14 protein-coding genes are annotated in these 20,465 nt (G+C 36.2%); 3 read left to right on the forward strand and 11 right to left on the reverse strand.

The features are described 5' to 3' along the window. Position 1: 1 nt before the first annotated feature. Both ppk1 and ISU00_RS16990 read right to left on the reverse strand, forming a co-directional pair. The gene (gene ppk1 / locus ISU00_RS16985; protein ID WP_228851869.1) at positions 2–2,056 is read right to left on the reverse strand and encodes a polyphosphate kinase 1; all 2,055 of its coding nucleotides are present in this window, start codon (positions 2,054–2,056) and stop codon (positions 2–4) included. A gap of 80 nt (positions 2,057–2,136) precedes the next feature. Further along, the gene (locus ISU00_RS16990) at positions 2,137–2,622 is read right to left on the reverse strand and encodes a SixA phosphatase family protein (protein WP_228851870.1); all 486 of its coding nucleotides are present in this window, start codon (positions 2,620–2,622) and stop codon (positions 2,137–2,139) included. Between the two features lie 393 nt (positions 2,623–3,015). Between ISU00_RS16990 and ISU00_RS17695 the strand changes: the two genes are divergently transcribed. Genes ISU00_RS17695 through ISU00_RS17010 form a run of 3 tightly spaced genes read left to right on the forward strand, consistent with a single transcriptional unit; the run spans position 3,016 to position 11,814 of the window. Then, complete coding sequence (locus ISU00_RS17695) at positions 3,016–8,961, forward strand: HYR-like domain-containing protein (protein WP_317174321.1); 5,946 nt, start codon at positions 3,016–3,018, stop codon at positions 8,959–8,961. Between the two features lie 10 nt (positions 8,962–8,971). After that, positions 8,972–9,895, forward strand: coding sequence for a PorP/SprF family type IX secretion system membrane protein (locus tag ISU00_RS17005; protein ID WP_228851871.1), 924 nt, complete (start codon positions 8,972–8,974; stop codon positions 9,893–9,895). 14 nt (positions 9,896–9,909) lie between these two features. Further along, on the forward strand, positions 9,910–11,814 hold the full coding sequence (locus tag ISU00_RS17010; protein WP_228851872.1) for an OmpA family protein: 1,905 nt from the start codon (positions 9,910–9,912) through the stop codon (positions 11,812–11,814). Between the two features lie 593 nt (positions 11,815–12,407). Here the strand turns inward: ISU00_RS17010 and ISU00_RS17015 are convergent. The 9 genes from ISU00_RS17015 to porQ form a co-directional block, all read right to left on the reverse strand. Then, entirely contained in the window at positions 12,408–12,908 is a 501-nt protein-coding gene (locus tag ISU00_RS17015; RefSeq protein ID WP_228851873.1) for a CAP domain-containing protein, read from the reverse strand. A gap of 193 nt (positions 12,909–13,101) precedes the next feature. Then, positions 13,102–13,749 (reverse strand): pyridoxamine 5'-phosphate oxidase, encoded by a 648-nt coding sequence (pdxH, locus tag ISU00_RS17020; protein WP_228851874.1) that lies wholly within the window; start codon positions 13,747–13,749, stop codon positions 13,102–13,104. Positions 13,750–13,764: 15 nt separating this feature from the next. Continuing rightward, a complete protein-coding gene (locus tag ISU00_RS17025) occupies positions 13,765–14,673 on the reverse strand; it encodes a ribonuclease Z (protein WP_228851875.1) in 909 nt (302 codons plus the stop codon). Positions 14,674–14,707: 34 nt separating this feature from the next. Further along, positions 14,708–15,040 (reverse strand): ribonuclease Z, encoded by a 333-nt coding sequence (locus tag ISU00_RS17030; protein ID WP_228851876.1) that lies wholly within the window; start codon positions 15,038–15,040, stop codon positions 14,708–14,710. Positions 15,041–15,043: 3 nt separating this feature from the next. Beyond that, positions 15,044–15,973 (reverse strand): aspartate carbamoyltransferase catalytic subunit, encoded by a 930-nt coding sequence (locus ISU00_RS17035; RefSeq protein ID WP_228851877.1) that lies wholly within the window; start codon positions 15,971–15,973, stop codon positions 15,044–15,046. 25 nt (positions 15,974–15,998) lie between these two features. After that, positions 15,999–16,538, reverse strand: coding sequence for a bifunctional pyr operon transcriptional regulator/uracil phosphoribosyltransferase PyrR (gene pyrR / locus ISU00_RS17040; protein ID WP_228851878.1), 540 nt, complete (start codon positions 16,536–16,538; stop codon positions 15,999–16,001). Between the two features lie 121 nt (positions 16,539–16,659). Beyond that, on the reverse strand, positions 16,660–18,501 hold the full coding sequence (rpsA, locus tag ISU00_RS17045; protein ID WP_228851879.1) for a 30S ribosomal protein S1: 1,842 nt from the start codon (positions 18,499–18,501) through the stop codon (positions 16,660–16,662). Between the two features lie 222 nt (positions 18,502–18,723). Further along, positions 18,724–19,422, reverse strand: a complete 699-nt coding sequence (cmk, locus tag ISU00_RS17050) for a (d)CMP kinase (protein ID WP_394368522.1) — start codon at positions 19,420–19,422, stop codon at positions 18,724–18,726. Further along, positions 19,422–20,441: a type IX secretion system protein PorQ gene (porQ, locus tag ISU00_RS17055; RefSeq protein ID WP_228851880.1), complete on the reverse strand. Its 1,020-nt coding sequence runs from the start codon at positions 20,439–20,441 to the stop codon at positions 19,422–19,424. The genes cmk and porQ overlap by 1 nt, the downstream gene beginning before the upstream one ends. Positions 20,442–20,465: the final 24 nt, after the last annotated feature.

Here is a 20,465-nt window from a genome sequence, read left to right on the forward strand (position 1 = left end):
ACTATGAATTCAATTTATCTAAGTAATAGGTATAGGTTTCAAATTGGGCACGTACTCTTGCTAGGCCATTTTTTTTGTATTGGTTATTCTGCACCCTATTTATAATTCGTGCCTTAACATTGTCTCTCCAACAAATATTGTATACGTCTAGCAGTTCCTTTTTAATATCCTCATCGTAAATAGGACATGTAACCTCTACCCTATTTTCAATATTTCTTGTCATCCAATCTGCCGATGAAATAAATACTTTTGCATCATCTCCATTACAGAATATAAATAGACGGGTATGTTCCAAAAATTTATCTACTATACTGATAATTTCAATATTCTCGCTCATTCCTTTAACACCTGGAACCAAACAACAAATCCCTCTGACAATCATTTGAATTTTAACCCCAGCCCTACTTGCCTCATAAAGTTTATCTATAATGGCATAATTAGAAATGCTATTCATTTTAAGTTTTATGTAGGCAGGAATTCCTTTTTTCGCATTGGCAATTTCCCGATCTATTAAACTAAAGAATTTAGATTTGGTATAATGCGGTGACGCAATAAGATGTTTGAAAGTGTATGGACGATAGTTAATCTCAAGAAATTCAAAAATTGTATTTGCATCCTTTAAAATCTGTTGGTTGGCTGTAAAAAGGGTAAAGTCTGTATAAATTTTGGCTGTGGATTCATTAAAATTTCCTGTACTTATAAATCCATACTTTTTCAATTTGTCATCTTCTTCCCTTTCTATAACACATATCTTCGCATGTACTTTAAGGCCTTTTATACCAAACATTAAATTGATGCCGTCTAGTTTCATCTGCTCAGCATAATCAATATTTGCTTGCTCATCAAATCTTGCCTGTAATTCAATTGAAACAGTAACTTGTTTACCATTTTTTGCTGCATTAATTAATGAACTGGCAACATGCGAAATTTGGGCAAGTCTATAAATAGTAATCTTAATGGATTTTACTTTTGGATCTAAAGCTGCCTGTCTCAAAAATTTCACAACATATGAAAAGGTGTGGTATGGGGTATACTGCAAAAAATCCTTCTTTGCAATATTATTAAATATATTCTCTTCCAAACTTAAACCTATAACAGGAAGCGGGCGAATTTTTTCATACATGAGATCGGTTCTGCCAAGTGAAGGAAAATCCATATAGTCCCTTCTATTATGGTATCTTCCACCCGGAATAATACTATCGCCACTATCAATTCCCATTTTAGACATTAAATAATGAAGGGTTTCCTTATCGATCATCTTATCATAGACAAACCTCACAGGTTCACCTATTTGTCGATGTTTTACACTTTCTGAAATTTTATCGATAAAACTTTTACTCAGATCACTATCAAAATCAAGTTCACCATCACGAGTAATCTTTATCATGTGTGCACAAATACTTGAATACTCGAAGATGCTAAAGATATCATCTAAACAATACCTAATTAAATCATCTAAGATTATAATGTAGTGACATTCTCCTTTCTTAGGCAGCACAACAAAACGCTCAATGGTCTTAGGTATTTCAATTAAGGCAAATTGGTTAGCACCCGTTACCAATTTCATTTTTACGGCCAGGTAAGCCGCACTATCCTTTAAATTTGGCAAATCGACGTCATCATTTAAAATAATGGTCATCAAGGCCGGACTTACTTGTTGTATAAAATAATCCTTAATAAAGCCTCTTTGTGCAGGATCTATTAAGTTTTCATTTATAATATGAATATTATGGTATTTAAGCCTTTTAAAAATATTACTAAGAATATCTAAGCTTTCAGTTTGCTGCTTTATAACTACTTGAGTAATAATCTCAAGGAGCTCACTTGCTTTGACACCTCCAAGTTCAGATTTACCTGCTTTACCGGCTTCATCTATTCTCTTAACGGTAGCATATCTAACTTTGAAAAATTCATCCAGATTATTGGAAAAAATACCTAAAAACCTAAGGCGCTCAATTAAAGGAACCGTTTCATCTTCAGCTTCTTGCAAGACTCTTGCATTAAATTGAAGCCAACTTAATTCACGGTTTATGTAAATATTCTTGGTGGTATTCATATACGGCGTATGTGCTACAAATATATTTTATTTACGCCGTTTATCTTAGTTAAACTGAACTTGGCTTAATACTATCCCTATTATTTTAGATCCTTAGGTTTAAGAAGTAGGTTGGTCGAACCCTTAGAAATATTTTCCCAAGTATCTATATCAAAATGGATTTTCGCCAAACCAGAGGTTGGGAAATTTCCTATATATTGTGATCCCAGGGAATTAACCAAATTTGTCAACGCAAAATTATGCCCAAAAATCATAGCAGATTCAATTTTGTTGTCCATTGATTTGATAAATCCTAAAATATTTTCACCACTAAAATCATAAAGTTTGTGATCTACCGTAACCTCTTCAATGCCCACACCTAGGGTATCCATAAAGATTTTACAAGTAGAAAAAGCCCTATTCGCAGGGCTCGAAAATACCCTTTCTGGCATAAAATCCTCTTCTTTAAAGCGTTGAGACACCAATTTTGCATCATTTACACCCCTACCCTTCAAAGGGCGCTTAATGTCAGTAACATCGTGCTCCCACGACGATTTAGCATGTCTTACAAGTACCAATATTTTCATGTTAGATTCGTTTAAATGCAAATTTTATCGATAAAATGTTGGAAATCTCCGTTTTAACGATTATTTTCGTCCCTTCAACATTTATTTTTGTTAAACCAATTGGTTATGAGTTGCTTTGCTATATAAAATTAATGTAAATGACCCCAAATCACAAGCATATTAATCGATCCATTCTTGCATTGGTATCCAATGCTCTTCCCTCCAAGCATATTCAAAGCGATTCACGTCCCAAGGGGCTTCAAAAACTTTGATATATGGTCAAACAAATTTTAAATTTTTTTTTCGGTAAACGAAATTAACTATTAATCAACAATTCTTTGTAGCGATTTACCTACTGATGTCGCTCCAGAGAAAACCCGGTAGCCCCGGCTAACAAAACTAAAATTTTGGCTTATGAAAACAATTACTACAAGGGTTATGAATTTTCTGCCCCTTCTACTGATCCTACTTTTCGCCCCGGGATTGGTTTTCAGTCAAACAGATTCCAATGAAATAACTTCATTTGAAGCCTACACCTCATTGAATTCCACTGCTGAAACACTTAGTACAAATGAATGTACAGCAAACGACTTTCACGTAGACGGTCTTAGGTTTGTAGATGTAAATGGCGGTGACCTTGGTTCCTGCGAACCTGGTACAGAGCAAATGGTTAAAATTTATGTGACATTTGGTTCGCAAGGAAATGCACAAAGATATTCCGTTTTTGTCCGTTACGATTTATGGATAAATGGGGTTGATACAGAACAAACCGTTGAAAGATGTTATTATGAGAATGAATCTATTCCAATTGGTATAGAAGTTGAATTAACTGAATTTTCTTGGATTTGTGGCGACAGAGTGGAATTAAAAAATTTCTACATGGCGTGGCAGTCCAATATCGGTGCAGATTGTGGCCCGAATGGTTCAAAATGTTATTACGATCCTGATGGTTATATAGTTGATGCTCCTCTGGTTACAGATTTTACCTACCAACAAGAATGTGGTACCAACAATGTCGATTTTACTGCTGACGTAACTGGTGGAGATATTAACAATCCATATACCTATTCTTGGACCTTTGGGGATGGTGGCACTTCAAATGAGGCTAATCCTACCCACACATATGCTACTCCAGGGACGTATGATGTCTCCTTAACTGCAACTGATAGTAAAGGTGACTTTGACGATCAAACTTACACCATAGAAGTTAATACTGTATTAACAGGACTAACTTTAACTCCTACACATATAGAATGTGGTGGAGATACAACAGGCTCAATTGAGGCAAGTGGTGTAATGGGAGGTTCTGGAAATTACACTTATAGTATTAACCCCTCTCCAGAAGGCATGGTCCTGACCAATAATGTATTTAGCAATTTACCTAGTGGTAATTACGAAATTACTGTTACTGATGAGGTAAATTGTTCTATTAGTCAAGGTACAACCATCAATGTAAATGATTCAACGGCTCCTACAATTACAGCTCCTGAAGGATTTGAAACCGAAGGATGCTCTGCTTCAGACGTAACCTCAGAAGGAAAAACAACACTTGTATACTCTTCTACCGCCGCCGAAATTTCAGCAGAACAATTTATGGCTGAAGGTGGTACTTATGTTGAAGAAAATGTAGATTCAATTACCTATATAGACGTTGCTTCGGGTACATGCGATATAACTATAACTAGAACATTCACTATTACTGATGAATGCGGAATGTCTGCAACTGCGGATCAAACTATAATTGTTTCGGACAATACCGCTCCATCCTTTACAGTTCCAGTCGATATTACAATTGGTTGTGATCAAGATTCAACCGATCTTTTAATAACTGGTGATGTTTCAGATGAAAATGATAACTGTTCTGTAGATATTGAAGCTACCTATTCCGATGTTACCGCTGCTGGATCTTGTGCAAATGCAAGTGTTATCACTAGAACTTGGACTTTAACTGACGATTGCGGTAATTCTACAACTTACGATCAAACTATTAATATTGTTGACCTTGATGCTCCAGTAGCGCCAACCTCTCCGGAGGATATTTCATATGAATGTATGGAAGATGTTCCTGCAGCAGGTAATATGACTGCGACCGATGCTTGTCAAGGAGATATTATTGCAACTGGTGTTGATGTAGTTTCTGACGGCGAAGGTTGTGAAAAAATTATTAATAGATCATGGACATTTGTAGATGCTTGTGGAAATGAAAGCTCAATTTCACAAACAATTACGGTAAAAGATACTACTCCCCCATCTATCACAACCCCTGCAGTTGATCTTGCAGTTGAATGTGATGGCCTTGGAAATACAGCAGCACTGCAAACATGGCTAAACACTAGAGGTGGTGCAGTTGCTTCTGATAATTGCTCAGATGTAACCTGGACGAACAATTTTACTGCATTGTCTGATGATTGTGGTATGACTGGTTCAGCTACTGTAGAATTTACAGCTACTGATGATTGTGGAAATTCCTCAACCACTACTGCTACATTTACAATTAAAGACGATACAGCACCAATTATTACCGAACCTGCAAGGAATTTACAGGTTGAATGTAATGGAAATGGAAATCAAGATGAATTACAAGCTTGGTTAGATGATCATGGCGGAACAAGAGCCGAAGATGCTTGTAGCGAATTAATTTGGTCTTACGAATTTGAAGAAAGTGCAGAAAACTGTGGCAATACTACCTTTACTAAGGTTATCTTCACAGTAGCAGATGAATGTGGAAACGAGAGACAAAGTATTGGTGTTTTTGTAATAAATGATAATACCCCACCAACTATTACAGCTCAAGCTGTTGGAAAAACTGTTGAATGTAATGAAAATAGCTTGGCTAATTTAACACAATGGCTAGCTAGTCATGGAGGCGCTTCTGCTGAGGATGATTGTTCTGATAACATTACTTGGTCTAATGACTTTGAAGGATTAGATGAAGCTTGTGGTCAGACTGGATCTGTTACAGTAATATTTACTGCGTCTGATGGATGTGGTAATACTGCAACCACGAGTGCAACATATACCATTACAGATACTAAGGCACCAGTAATTAATAATCAACCACAAAATTTAACCGTTGAGTGTGGAATTGATGATGCCCCAACTATGTTGCAAAACTGGTTAAATAATAATGGTGGCGCAACTGCAATTGATAATTGTAGTGAAGTAATTTGGACAAATAACTACGGTGGTGCAAACTCAGATTGTAGTGCACCTGTAGAAGTGACATTTACTGCTACCGATAATTGTGGTAATGCCACATCGGTTACTGCAACTTATTCTGTGCAAGATTCTATTCCTCCAACATTAACTGGGGAAGCATCAGATATTTCTTATGAATGCTCAAGTGATATCGATAGCCTAATTGAAAATTGGTTAGATACCAATGGAGGTGCAACTGCTACGGACGACTGCTCTGCTATTGCCTGGTCTAATGACTTTAATGGTTTAAGCGGTGGTTGTGGTTCAACAGGTAGTGCAACAGTAACCTTCACTGCTACGGATGGCTGTGGAAATGAAGTTTCTACAACAGCTACCATTAGTGTAAATGATACTACTGCTCCAGAATTCACGACTGAGGCTGAAAATTTAATTGTAGAATGTGATGGAACCGGAAACACCGCAGAATTTGATGCTTGGATGGCCAACAATGGTGGTGCAGTTGCTGAGGATGGATGTGGAAATATTTCATGGTCGACTTCTGTAAGTGCTTCATCCGATGGGTGTGGAAATACAACTTTCGTAAAAATTGTGTTCACTGCCGCAGATGAGTGTGGAAACCAGTCTAGTAGTATTGCAACTTTTACTGTTGTTGATACTACCGCGCCCGAATTTGTAGCTCCGGACAATATAATTTTAGAATGTGGACAAGATGAAACAGACTTAAACTTAACTGGTTCACCTACTGCCCTTGCTGATATTTGCGATACTCAATTAACCACATCCTACACTGACGCTGAAGAAGTTGGCGCTTGTGCTGGTGAAAGAGTAATTACAAGAACTTGGGTTGTATCTGATGATTGTGGAAATGAAAGCTCAGACACACAAATCATTACTATACAAGATACTACAGCCCCAGAATTTACAGTACCTGAAAGTGTCAGTATAGAATGTAATCAAGATTACACCGATCTAGCTATCACCGGAGATGTAACCGATGAAAGTGACAATTGCTCTACTAATTTAGATGCAACCTATACAGATGCTGTTGCAGAAGGTGATTGCCCTAATTCAATGGCAATTACAAGAACTTGGACATTAACAGATGACTGTGGTAATATTACAGAGAAAGTTCAATCGATAACTGTAACGGATTCAACAGCTCCAACATTTACAGTCCCTGAAAGTGTTACATTGGAATGTGGAGATGATTATGCAGATTTGAGTCTAACAGGAGATGTTACAGATGAAAATGACAATTGTAGTACGGATCTTGACGCTAATTATACAGATTCAATCGCTGAAGGTGATTGCCCGAATAGTGTAGTCGTTTCTAGAACTTGGACTTTAGTTGATGAATGTGGCAACACAACATCTGCGGTTCAAACCATCACTATTGAAGATAAAACACCTCCAACTTTCACAGTTCCGGTTAGTTTAACTTTCGATTGTGATGCGGATTACAATGACCTTTCAATAACTGGAGATGTAACCGACGAGGCTGATAATTGTTCTACAAATTTAGATGCAACTTATACAGATTCAGTTTCCCAAGGAGATTGCCCAAATAATGTGGTTGTATCTAGAACTTGGTCATTAACTGATGAATGTGGAAATACCACTACAGCAGTACAAACAATTACCATTGAAGACAAAACAGGTCCAACATTTACAGTACCAGAAAACATCACTTTAGAATGTGATCAAGATTATACTGATTTGTCTATAACCGGTGAAGCAACAGATATAAATGACAATTGCTCAACTGGATTAGAGGCAACTTATGTAGATGTTATTGTCCCAGGAGACTGCCCAAATACTATGTCAATCACAAGAACATGGGCAGTAACAGATGAATGCGGTAATACAACCGAAATGGGACAGACCATAATGATTCAGGATGAAACTCCTCCAACTTTCACAGTGCCAGAAAGCGTAACTATTGATTGTGGAGATGATGAAAATGATTTAAGTCTTACAGGTGATGTAACCGATGAGGCTGATAATTGTTCATCAGATCTTGAAGCAACATATTCTGATGTTTCAGTAGAAGGAACATGCCCCGTAATAAATACAATTACAAGAACTTGGACATTGATTGATGAATGTGGAAATGTAACTACAGCAGTTCAAACAATTTCGGTTCAAGATAATACTGGCCCTGAATTTGAAGTTCCAGCTAGTGTAACCATCGAATGTACAGATGATGTTAATGACCTAGAATTAACTGGTGCTCCATCAAATATTACAGATAATTGTTCAACAGATTTACAACCAACATATTCCGATGTTGTAATAAATGGTGATTGCCCAGGATCCTATGTTATAACTAGAAGTTGGGAAGTAACTGATAGTTGTAATAATTCAACTGTAAAGGAACAAACAATAACCATTCAAGATAGTACTGCTCCTGTTATTGATGGAGATTTTGAAGAATCAATCTCTGTAAACTGTAGCAGTATACCAGGCGTAGATGCGCTAGTTTTCACTGATAATTGCAGTGATAATGTTGAAGTCGTCTTTAATGAGGTGATTGGTGATGAGTCACAAAATACTTATACAATTACCAGAACCTGGACTGTATCAGATGAATGTAATAATGAAGCTTTATATACACAAGTAATTACAGTTGATAATACTCCAACAACCGTTAATATACAGCAACAATTATGTAATGATGAAAGTACCGAAGCGTTTGATTTATCTACTCTTTTAGGAAATGATGTTCCAACGGATGGCACATGGACGGTTGTTGATGGAGACATAACACTTAATGGAAGCGTAGTAGATCCGGAAGGTGTTGCTGAAGGTGATTATATCATTAACTATGAAGTTGACAGTCCTACTGGAGGATGCCCAACAGTTTACATCTTCAGTTTAACTGTAAACCAGTGTATCGTATTAGAATGTAATGATCCTATTATCTCTACAGCTGTTACCCCTAATGGAGATAACGTGAATGATTTCTTTACCATTACTGGAATTGAAAATTGCGGATTTACCATCGATTTGAAGATTTTCAACAGATGGGGTGCCATGATTTTCGACAGTAATAATTACGATAATACCTGGAGTGGTGAATCTTCTGATGCCTCAGTAGGCGGTGCAAACAAGGTGCCAACAGGAACGTATTATTATATAATAAACTTAAGAAACAGTGGATTACCACCTTTTACAGGCCCAATCTACATTGCAACCAAATAAATTTTAACCTATGAAATTGTTTAAGTTTAACATAATTGTCGCTTTTATACTGCTTAGTAGTACCGCGAGTTTTGCCCAACAATTACCGCAGTTCACACAGTATATGTACAATACTATTTCTATAAACCCAGCCTATGCAGGGAGTAGAGAAACCTTAAGTATTGTAGGATTACATCGTAGTCAATGGGTCGGTCTTGCAGGAGCACCAACAACCCAAACCTTATCAATTCACACCCCAGTAGGTGCCTCTGAGAAGGTAGGTTTAGGATTCTCCTTTATAAACGACGAGTTAGGTGCCCAGAATTTCCAATATTTATATGGAGATTTTTCATACACCATTAATACTGGAGATAACACAAAACTCGCGTTTGGGTTAAAGGCTGGATTCACGAGTTACAGTTTAGATGGTGAATTTATAGCCCAACATCCGGATGATCCATTAATTTATGGTTATGAAGATCGCTGGAAGCCAAATATCGGAACCGGTATATTCTGGCATAGTAATCGTTGGTACCTTGGTTTGTCCGCACCACGATTATTAAATACAGATTATAGTGGAGAGGATGGTTTTGAAGCTCTTGAACGTGTGAGTTATTATTTTACCGGTGGTCTTGTATTCGATCTTGGCGAATCTGTCAAGTTTAAACCGGCTACTATGTTAAAAATGACCAACGGAGCTCCATTATCCTTTGATTTAACTGCCAATTTCTTATTCAATGAAGTGTTTTGGCTTGGAGCAGGTTACCGTTTTAACGAACGAGCAGGTGCTCTTGGTGGAATTGCAGATTTCCAAATTTCTAAACAATTACGAATTGGTTATGCCTATGAATATCCAATTTCAGACCTAAGACCTTACACCAATGGGACACATGAGATACTATTGATGTTTGAATTATTCAAAAGTAACCGAATTAAATCGCCACGATACTTCTAAAAAACCAGATCACGATGAGAACAAAACTATTTATATTATTATTTGCTCTGGGCTCAACAGCTATGATCGCCCAAACGAAGTTGGCTGATAAGTTTTTCAAAAACTACGGCTATATCAAGGCGAGCGAGCTCTATGAGGAAGCCGTAAAAAAAGGTGATAGCAGCTTACATGTGTTAACCAGACTTGGAGATTGTTACTATAACAATTCAGAATCCCAGCAAGCCGTAAAATGGTACGGAGCTGCGGCTAATAAACACAAAGACATAGGTCCAGAATACATGTTTAAATACATCCAATCCTTAAAAAGTATTGGGCAGTACGCTGAAGCTGACGAATGGACCAGGAAATATATGGAAATGCAGTCTGATGACGATCGCTTAGAAGATTACCAAGCGAGTAATCTAGACAAATATGAAGATTTGAAAGAACCAGATAATATGATTGTCAAATTACTTAATCTGCCTTTCAACACAGCGAACTCAGACTTCGGTGCTTATCATTTAAATGATAAATTGATATTTGCCTCTGCAAAACCAGATAATAGTGAGAAACTATATGGATGGAATAAGGAACCTTTCCTTGATTTATATCAAACTTCTGTTTCAGAGGAAGATGGCGAATTAAAATTCGGTGAAATCGATTTTATCAACGCTACAAAAATCAACACCAAATATCATGAAGCAACAGTAACTGTGTCCAACGATGGTAAAACCATGTATTTTACTAGAGACAACATGACCGGTAAAAATAGATTGGGATATGATAGAAAGGGAACCTCGCATCTAAAAATATATAGTGCCACTCTAAAAGACACTATGTGGACTGATATTAAGGACCTTCCTTTCAATAGCGAGAAATTTTCAAATGGCCATCCAGCATTAAGTCCAGACAACAAAACACTTTACTTTGTCTCAGACAGGGAAGGTGGTATTGGAGGTACAGATATTTATTCTGTTGCCATCAATGAGGATGGCACCTATGGTGAACCAATGAATCTTGGTGATAAAGTAAATACTGAGGGTAGAGAGATGTTCCCTTTTATTGACAAAGACAGTACTCTTTACTTTTCATCAGATGGACACTTAAATCTTGGTTTGTTAGACATTTTTAAATCTAATATTCTAAAAGGTGAAGACGGAGAACCGGAAAATATGGGAGCTCCTTATAATAGTGGATATGATGATTTCGCATATATAATTACTGGAGAAGGAAGGGGTTATCTGTCTTCTAATAGACCAGGAGGTAGAGGAAATGATGATATTTACAGTTTCACAGCTTATGAATGTCAGCAACTTGTTAAAGGTGTTACTAGAGATAAGAGAACAAATGAAATACTTCCAGGAGTTACAGTTAAGCTTATCGATGAAACAGGTAAGATTGTAGCTGAAACAACATCCAATCAGAATGGAGAATATGAGTTAGAAGTAGATTGTAATAAGAAATATACGATTCTTGGAAGCAAAGAAGATTATAAGGACGATATGAAAGAATTAACTACAGATGATGATTCTGAAAAAGTTCATGAAATTGATCTTTACCTAGAGCCATTAATCATAGAAGACCAAATTGTAATCAATCCTATTTTCTTTGATTTCGACAAATGGAATATTAGAACAGATGCAGAATACGAACTGGAAAATATTGTGGATGTAATGAGAGCACATCCAACCATGAAAATCAAAATTGAATCTCATACCGATAGTAGAGGTAGCGACCGTTATAACATGAAGTTATCTGATCGTCGCGCCAAATCAACCATGGATTATATCCTATCTCGTGGAATTGAGCAAGATAGAATTATCAGTGCCATCGGTTATGGAGAAACTCAATTGTTGAATGGTTGTTCTAATGGAGTAAAATGTTCAAAAGAAGAACACCAACTTAATAGACGTTCCTACTTTATAATAGTAGAAAAATAATTTGCTCAACTCAATAAACTTAGATTGAAGAAGCAGGCCATTTAGGCCTGCTTTTTTTAGTTGTAAGTCTAATGATATCGAATATTCAAAAAGCTTTTAAAATGACTTAAAATGCTTCCTTTAAGGGGGTTTAAATAATTAATCTTAATGAAATCTAAGTAACTCTAATTAGATAATACAGAATTAGGTAAGATTGTCAATATTTAAAAGTGATTAAGCTCGAACCTTCTTTATATCCTCCTTATAATTGTTTTTTTCAAGGAGATGAAGGAATGCTCATCAATAGGAAATGGAAGTTTGCATACCACTTAATGGGTAGAATTTTATTTCCTAAGGAGTTAATACAATCTAATTTGTAGATATACTAAATTTTTCAATACTGAACGCATAATTATTGATAAGATTGAATTTTAAATAATAAAATAGAGATTAATAAGATTTAAAAAACGTTTTACCATTTAATTACCAAGTCGTCAATCTGTAAAAAGATGAAAGGGAAAGGTTTATAAACAAGAAAAGCCGCTCTGACCAGCGGCTTCACTCCAAAAAATAACTATTAATCAACTATATTCAGGCTATTATGAATATATCTTTTATTCTCGTTTTATGAAGATGTTGGTATAATACCATTTACCATCTTCGTTTTGTTCTGCTGAAATATCGAAATCTGTAAAATCACCTTCAATATTTACCCGGTGACCATCACTATTAATCCAAGCATTTACCACTGCCTGTGCCGTACTGTAGGCGTAGGCAACATTTTCAGAAACAGAGGTGGCCTTGGCATAATTAACTAAACTATTTTTGCGCTGGAAGAAATTATGATGCGAAACTTCATTTTTCTCAACCATGTAATCGGTATGGGTAAAAGCAACCGATTTAATTACATCTAAATTCTTTAAAGGAGAAAGATCTTTTGAGATTCTATACTCATTTATAAGTTCTAAAATTTCAACCTCAATTACCTTTGGGGGCGGAGGGGCTGGTAGGGTAAGTGCGTTAAGATCATCTTGGGGCAGATCTTCCGTTGAACATGAAAAGGTGGTCAACATTACGCAAAATACCAAAGCTAGAAGGCATTTAGCTGATTTCATAGTAGGTTAATTTCGATTTGGTGTAGTAAAATTAAAATCCTACGTCAGTCTGAATGTTAATAAAATGTTAAAATCGATGAAAAACATGTATTTTGTCGGTTTAATTTGTAGAACATCGATGAAATACACAATTATTTCACAAAAATGAGCGTATCATCGGAAAAATTTTACCGTTAAACGTCCAAGGAAGGACTTATGGGGCAAGTCGCTCTATAATCCAATTGTCTTTTGAGTTTTTACAATAACGTATCCTGTCATGAAGCCTACTTGGTCTTCCCTGCCAAAACTCGAATTCAATCGGCTTTACAATATAGCCCCCCCAATGTTCTGGTCTGGGAATATGGCTATCTGAAAATCGATCTTCAAGAGACTTCATATTTTCAACTAGCACTTGGGCATTTTCAATAACCTCACTCTGGTTAGATGCCCATGCCCCTAGCCTACTTTCCCTAGGTCGGGACTGGAAATAAGCTTCACTCAATTCAGGGTCTATTTTCTCAGCCGTTCCTTTAATTATTATTTGGCGTTCCGCCTTATCCCAAAAAAATGAAAGACCAACATTTGGGTTCAATTCAATATCCTGGCCTTTACTGCTATTATAATTTGTATAGAATATAAATCCTTCCTTATTAATACTTTTCAATAAGACAACTCTACCTTTAGGAAAACCATCTGTGCCAATTGTGCTTAAGGTCATTGCGTTTGCCTCTACCTCCGGGAAAATATTATCAATTTCACGAAACCATTTCTGAAATTGCTTGAAAGGATTATTATCGACATCCGATTCATTTAGTTCAAATTTGTCATAAGACTTTCTATAGTTACTTAAATCTTCAGTCATATTGTAATTATTGAATTATTCAAATGTAAATTTTTTACCATCAGCCGCCAATTCAATAGGCCTGAAAATGGTTTCAGCTTCTTCCCTAAATAAATTTAAATCGTCATACCTTGTAGAGAAGTGACCAAGGATCAATAATCTAACATCAGCCATTTTAGCTATATAAGCTGCGTGCTTTGCGGTTGAGTGACCTGTCGGTTCAGCTAATCGTTCGTGTTTATCTAAAAAAGTGGATTCATGATATAAAACTGTTGAATTCTTAATTATCGGAACGATGGATTCATCAAAAAACGTATCACTGCAGTACGCATAACTTTTAGGTGATTTAGAAGCTAAAGTGACTTCATCATTTTTTACCAAAATACCATCTTCATTAATTACATCGAACCCTTGCTTTAATTTTCTATAATAAGCCACATCCACCTTTGCTTTTTTTGCCTCCTCCGGAAGAAGTATACGCTCCCCAGGTTTTTCAGAAAACAAAAATCCATTGGTATAAATTCTATGGTTTAAAGGTATAGTGCGTACAGTAACTTGCTCATCATCTAAAATAATTTCAGAGTTTACAGAGGTGAGTTCATGAAATACCAAATCAAACGTTGAATATGAATTTGATAATTTCAATTGAAGTTCAATAATTTCACGCAAGCCCTTAGGTCCATAAATATGCAGCTCCTGTTGTCGGCCAAGAAGTTGAAAAGTAGATAATAAGCCAATTAAACCAAAATAATGGTCGCCGTGCAAGTGACTTATAAAAATATGTTTAATCCTACTGAATTTTATTCGATTATTACGGAGCTGAACTTGGGTACCTTCTCCACAATCGATAAGGAAGTTATGATTTCTTATCTCCAAAATTTGGGCGGTCGGATTCGTATCAACTCTTGGAGTAGCACTATGACATCCCAAAATTGTTAAATTCATGCGGTATTTTGTTTGATATTAATTGGGTTGAATATCAAAAATCGAGATCGCGCTCCATCTCCTCCATTTCAATAATGTCGTAAGCTTCGTGCATTGTAGGAACAACGATAATTTCATCTGGCATTTCATTAAGATTTGCCTTATCGGTTACAATAACAAAAGAAAGTTTCTTTTTACGATGTTGGTTAGAAATCTGGAGAAATTCCAAAATATCACTTATTGTAACCTCACTCCAAACTGTGAGATTAATTACAATATTGTCGTTTTGAAATTTATTATAGGAGGAAGTAATCTTATCGATTAAAACAGGAATAGATTTCTGTTCTTGGGTAATTATAGTGATATTACCATCTTTATCTAGAATCATAAACTAATGTTTAATTTTTGAAGCCAAAAGATATATTACAGCCATCCGCACCGCTACTCCATTTTGTACTTGGTCTAAAATAATAGCCTGTTTGGAATCTGCAACGTCACTCGTAATCTCTACCCCCCTGTTTATTGGGCCAGGGTGCATAATAATAATTTCTTTATCCAGCGAATCCAATAATTTTTTATCAACCCCGTATTGGAGCTTATATTCCCGCACAGACGGAAAATAACTCATATCCATACGTTCATTTTGAATTCGCAGCATATTGGCAACATCACACCATTCAAGGGCCTTTCTCAAGTTATGTTCAACCTTAACCCCTAAGGTATGAATATATTTAGGAAGTAATGTTTTTGGCCCACATACCATCACCTCTGCTCCTTGTTTATGTAAGGCAAAAATATTTGATAGGGCAACCCTGCTATGAAGAACATCCCCTACAATAACAACCTTTTTACCTTCTACACCACCTAATCTTTCTCTTATTGAATAAGAGTCCAATAAGGCCTGTGTTGGATGTTCATGCGCTCCATCGCCGGCATTAACAATGCTTGCATTAACGTGTTGAGAAAGAAATACACCTGCACCTGGGTTTGGATGCCTCATAACAACCATATCCACCTTCATGGAAAGGATATTGTTAACAGTATCTACTAAGGTTTCTCCCTTCTTAACCGAGGACTGAGAGGCAGAAAAATTTATTACATCAGCTGACAACCGCTTTTCTGCCAATTCAAAAGATAACTTGGTCCTTGTTGAATTTTCAAAAAAAAGATTAGCAATAGTAATATCCCTTAGAGAAGGAACCTTTTTAATAGGTCGATTGATAACCTCCTTAAAAAAATCAGCAGTTTCAAAGATAAGTTCAATGTCTTTAGGCGTTATGTATTTTATTCCGAGAAGGTGGTTAACGCTTAATTCACTCATCTTTATATTATGTTTATTGTATTCATTATCTACTCACCAAATAAACAGCATCTTCACCATCGTTTTCAGCCCAATGAACGATTACCTTTTCTTCATTAATGGCGTCTACCTGTCTACCCCTATAATTTGGCTGTATCGGCAAATGCCTACTAAACCTCCTATCGATCAAGGTTAAAAGTTCAATTTCATGTGGTCGTCCAAATGATTGTATGGCCGTTAAGGCAGATCTTACACTTCTACCAGTATATAATACATCATCTATAAAAACAACTGTCTTGTCTTCTACTATAAAATCAATTTCTGTGGCATTTGCAGAAAGTGGCTTCTCACCTCTCCTAAAATCATCTCTAAAAAAAGTGATGTCTAAATAACCAAGAGTTAAATTTTTAATCTTATAGTTCTCGGTAAGTATCTTAGCCAGTCGTTTAGCCAAAAACTTCCCCCGAGGTTGAAGACCAATTAAGGCAGTATTTTTAAAGTCGTTATGATTTTCAATTAGTTGACAGGCTAACCGATGTAGTATTATATTTAATTCCTTAGAATTTAGCAGTACTTTTTGACTCATAAAGAACCCGTCTGAGTTGCAAATTTAAATTAAAAATAAAATGTGAACAATCTTGAACGTATAAAAAGAAAAACCCCTAGGCCAAAGACCAAGGGGTTTTTCATATTCATTTAAAAAACAATTACTTATTGTTTTTTTCCATTTTATCCTTTAAAGCTTGAAGTGCATCGTTGGCATCACCTAAAGTTGGTTTTGCCTCGGCCGCTGCAGCTTCTGCCTTCTTAGCAGCCGCCCTTACGTTAGCCGCTTCTTCTTCTTTAAAGATTGCAGTGTGCGAAGCAACAACTCTCTTGAATTCTTTATTGAATTCTATAATCTTAAATTCTGCTTCTTCACCTTTCTTTAATTTACCACCATCTTCTTTTTCCATGTGTCTCGTTGGAATGAATGCAACGATATCCTCATTAAATTCAACGGTAGCACCTTTGTCAACTATATCTGAAACTTTACCTGTATGGGTGGTATCAATTGCAAAGTCTTTTTCGTACTTATCCCAAGGATTATCGGTAGTTTGTTTGTGACCTAAGCTTAGTTTACGTCCTTCAACATCTAGCTCAAGAACAACAACTTCTAACTCATCACCTACATTACAGAATTCACTTGGATGCTTAATCTTCTTAGTCCAAGACAAATCTGAAATGTATATTAAACCATCAATACCTTCTTCAAGCTCAACAAACACACCAAAGTTTGTAAAGTTTCTTACAATACCTTTATGTTTAGAACCTACAGGATATTTAGTAGTGATATCTGTCCATGGATCTGGAGTTAATTGCTTAATACCAAGAGACATTTTTCTTTCTTCACGGTCTAAAGTCAAGATTACAGCCTCAACCTCATCACCAACAGAAACAAAATCTTGGGCAGATCTTAAGTGAGTTGACCAAGACATTTCACTAACGTGGATTAATCCTTCAACACCTTCTTCAACTTCAACAAACGCACCATAATCGGCAATAACAACAACTTTTCCTTTCACTTTGTCGCCAACTTTAACAGTGTCACCAAGAGCTTCCCAAGGATGTTTAGTCAATTGCTTAAGACCTAATTGAATTCTTGATTTATCTTCATCGAAATCAAGGATAACAACGTTTAATTTCTGGTCAAGATCAACAATCTCATTCGGGTGGTTGATTCTAGACCAAGAAAGGTCGGTAATGTGGATAAGACCATCAACACCTCCAAGATCGATAAATACACCATAAGAAGTAATGTTCTTAACAACACCTTCAAGTACCTGACCTTTTTCAAGTTGTCCGATGATTTCTTTTTTCTGCTCTTCGATATCAGCTTCGATAAGTGCTTTGTGAGAAACAACAATGTTTTTGAATTCGTGGTTGATTTTAACAACTTTAAATTCCATTGTTTTGTTTACATATTGGTCGTAATCGCGGATAGGCTTAACGTCAATTTGAGAACCTGGTAAGAACGCCTCAATTCCGAATACGTCCACAATCATACCACCTTTAGTTCTACACTTAACAAAACCATTAACGATTTCTCCATTTTCATGAGCAGCGTTTACGCGATCCCAAGCCTTAATAACTCTAGCCTTACGGTGAGACAATACCAATTGGCCAGTTGCGTCTTCACGAACATCAATTAATACTTCAACTTTGTCACCAACTTTTAAGTTAGGATTGTAACGAAACTCGTTTAAGGAAATAACACCTTCAGATTTTGCATTGATATCGATAATGGCATCACGGTCTGTAATATGGATTACTTCACCTGTAACAACCTCATCATCTAAAGTGTCAACGAAATTTTCTTTAACTAATTTTTCAAATTCTTCCAGCTTTTTATCATCTACCTGCTCAATTCCTTCTTCGTAATTGTGCCAGTTGAATTCTTTAAGAAATTGTTCTGGATTTTTTTGTGACTCAGAAACTTTAGGAGCTTCTTCAGTTACTGTTGCTTCAGTTGTTTCAACTTCAGCTTCTTTAATTTTGCTTTCAGCCATGTGCTGATATTTAAGTTTGTATTCTGTATTCTCGGGCTGAGAATTGCGAGGAAAAAACACAGAAGTCGTTAATTTTTAGTTTTCTAAAATCCTTTTATCTACCCTACCTCGCTAAAAGGAGCGCAAAAGTACAATTAATTTTAATAAAATCAAAGGATTAGAGCCACAACAACAGTGCATTACCCAGAAAAAGAATCTATCTCTTAAAGAATATGGGAATGCTTATTTTTTTGAAGCTTTTGCAATACGTTCATCAGCCCAAGCCTTTACAATGTTGAACTGTTCATCAAGATCCAAGTTAGTATTGTCTAAGACAACTGCATCTTTAGAAGTTACTAAAGGAGAATCTTGGCGATGAGTATCTATATAATCGCGTTTTCTTACATTCTCTAAAACATCATCCAAGGTGACCTCATCTCCCCTATCTTTCAACTCCATAAATCGCCTCATGGCCCTTTTTTCAGGAGATGCTGTCATAAATATTTTTAATTCAGCTTCGGGAAAAACGACTGAACCAATATCCCGCCCATCCATAACAATTCCTTTATTCTTACCCATTTCCTGCTGCTGAGCGACCATAATTCTCCTAATTTCAGAAACAGTAGCTACTTTACTAACAAAATCGGAAACTTCCATTGATCGAATTTCATTTTCCACATTCTCCCCATTTAGATAAACTTCAGACTTTTTAAGTTTTTCATTATTAATAAAACGTATCTCAATGTCATCAAGATTTTTCAACATTTCAGTAACATCGAAATGATCATCATGAATAAATCCTTTTTTAATTGCATATAAAGTTACCGCTCTATACATAGCACCCGTATCTACATAGGTGTATCCTAAGGAATTGGCTAAACGTCTTGCCACGGTACTTTTTCCTGTAGATGAAAAACCATCTATTGCTATAATTATATCCACTATCTTAAATCAATTTGAAGTCCAAAAAAATTAGTATTTGAAGCACTTGTATATCGTGCATGTGTATAACTAAAGCGAAGTTTATTCAATTTTAGGCCAATTCCAAATGATAAGCCCGAAAAATCTCGTTGATCCGCAATTCTCAACTCCTCTCCTCTCCTAAAACTATATCCCAACCTAATATTAAAACCTTTCTCAGGGAAAATTTCAGCTCCTACAATTGTATGCCGTATTAACTGACCAAAAAAACCGACTTTTTCTTGGGTTTGATTACCTTCTAGGTCTGATTCCGCCCTTGCAGGATTTGGTCTAGCAATTGGCCATTTCTGAAGGTTTTCCAGAGTTAAATGCCACCTGATAGGCACATTCTCCAAACGTTGAGATAGTCCGAAGTTAACTTCAAATGGTAATGGTTCTTGCTGACCAGCATAAGTTGTAAATTGATACCCCATATTCCTCAAGGTAACGGCGGCATTCAAATTTAAATCTTCATTTATATAAAGCACGCCTAAGTCTACTGCCCCTCCAAAAGAGGAATATTGTTCTAATTTAGACGATATTAACTTCACATTGGCGCCTACATAAAAATCGGTATATGGAATATTATAGGCATACCCGAGAGAAAGGGCAGCTTCATTCCCTGTAAAAGTTCCGGTGGCATTTCCGTCTAAATCATAACCATCAAAACTACCATAATTTATATACGTTATACCTGCGTGAAACGTTTGCAATCGACGATCCCAAGTATATGCATAGGCCGCCGTTCCGTAACTAATTCCGCCTAAGTAACTAACATAATTTAAGGCTAATTGGTTATCCATCTCTATATTAATGGTAGCAGGGTTATATAAGGCACCTGTAACATCGTAATCTACATTGGTAATGTTTTTTCCACCCAAGGCAGCTTGCCTAGGTGAAGACACCAGATTGAGGAATTGATACGTACTTTCACCACCCAATTGGGCAAAGGTTAAAGAAGCACAGCCAATAAAAATGAAGGTAAGTACCCTTTTAAACATAGATTGGCAAAATAACTAAATCTA

This window comes from Aegicerativicinus sediminis, assembly GCF_015476115.1.
GTDB lineage: Bacteria > Bacteroidota > Bacteroidia > Flavobacteriales > Flavobacteriaceae > Aegicerativicinus > Aegicerativicinus sediminis.

What these genes read in the sequence shown, in the direction of transcription:
- ISU00_RS17695 (WP_317174321.1), top strand. Translation starts at nt 3,016, where the DNA reads ATGAAAACAATTACTACAAGGGTTATGAATTTTCTGCCCCTTCTACTG.
- ppk1 (WP_228851869.1), bottom strand. Translation starts at nt 2,056, where the DNA reads ATGAATACCACCAAGAATATTTACATAAACCGTGAATTAAGTTGGCTT.
- ISU00_RS17015 (WP_228851873.1), bottom strand. Translation starts at nt 12,908, where the DNA reads ATGAAATCAGCTAAATGCCTTCTAGCTTTGGTATTTTGCGTAATGTTG.
- pdxH (WP_228851874.1), bottom strand. Translation starts at nt 13,749, where the DNA reads ATGACTGAAGATTTAAGTAACTATAGAAAGTCTTATGACAAATTTGAA.
- ISU00_RS17005 (WP_228851871.1), top strand. Translation starts at nt 8,972, where the DNA reads ATGAAATTGTTTAAGTTTAACATAATTGTCGCTTTTATACTGCTTAGT.
- ISU00_RS17035 (WP_228851877.1), bottom strand. Translation starts at nt 15,973, where the DNA reads ATGAGTGAATTAAGCGTTAACCACCTTCTCGGAATAAAATACATAACG.
- ISU00_RS17030 (WP_228851876.1), bottom strand. Translation starts at nt 15,040, where the DNA reads ATGATTCTAGATAAAGATGGTAATATCACTATAATTACCCAAGAACAG.
- pyrR (WP_228851878.1), bottom strand. Translation starts at nt 16,538, where the DNA reads ATGAGTCAAAAAGTACTGCTAAATTCTAAGGAATTAAATATAATACTA.
- ISU00_RS16990 (WP_228851870.1), bottom strand. Translation starts at nt 2,622, where the DNA reads ATGAAAATATTGGTACTTGTAAGACATGCTAAATCGTCGTGGGAGCAC.
- ISU00_RS17025 (WP_228851875.1), bottom strand. Translation starts at nt 14,673, where the DNA reads ATGAATTTAACAATTTTGGGATGTCATAGTGCTACTCCAAGAGTTGAT.
- rpsA (WP_228851879.1), bottom strand. Translation starts at nt 18,501, where the DNA reads ATGGCTGAAAGCAAAATTAAAGAAGCTGAAGTTGAAACAACTGAAGCA.
- porQ (WP_228851880.1), bottom strand. Translation starts at nt 20,441, where the DNA reads ATGTTTAAAAGGGTACTTACCTTCATTTTTATTGGCTGTGCTTCTTTA.
- ISU00_RS17010 (WP_228851872.1), top strand. Translation starts at nt 9,910, where the DNA reads ATGAGAACAAAACTATTTATATTATTATTTGCTCTGGGCTCAACAGCT.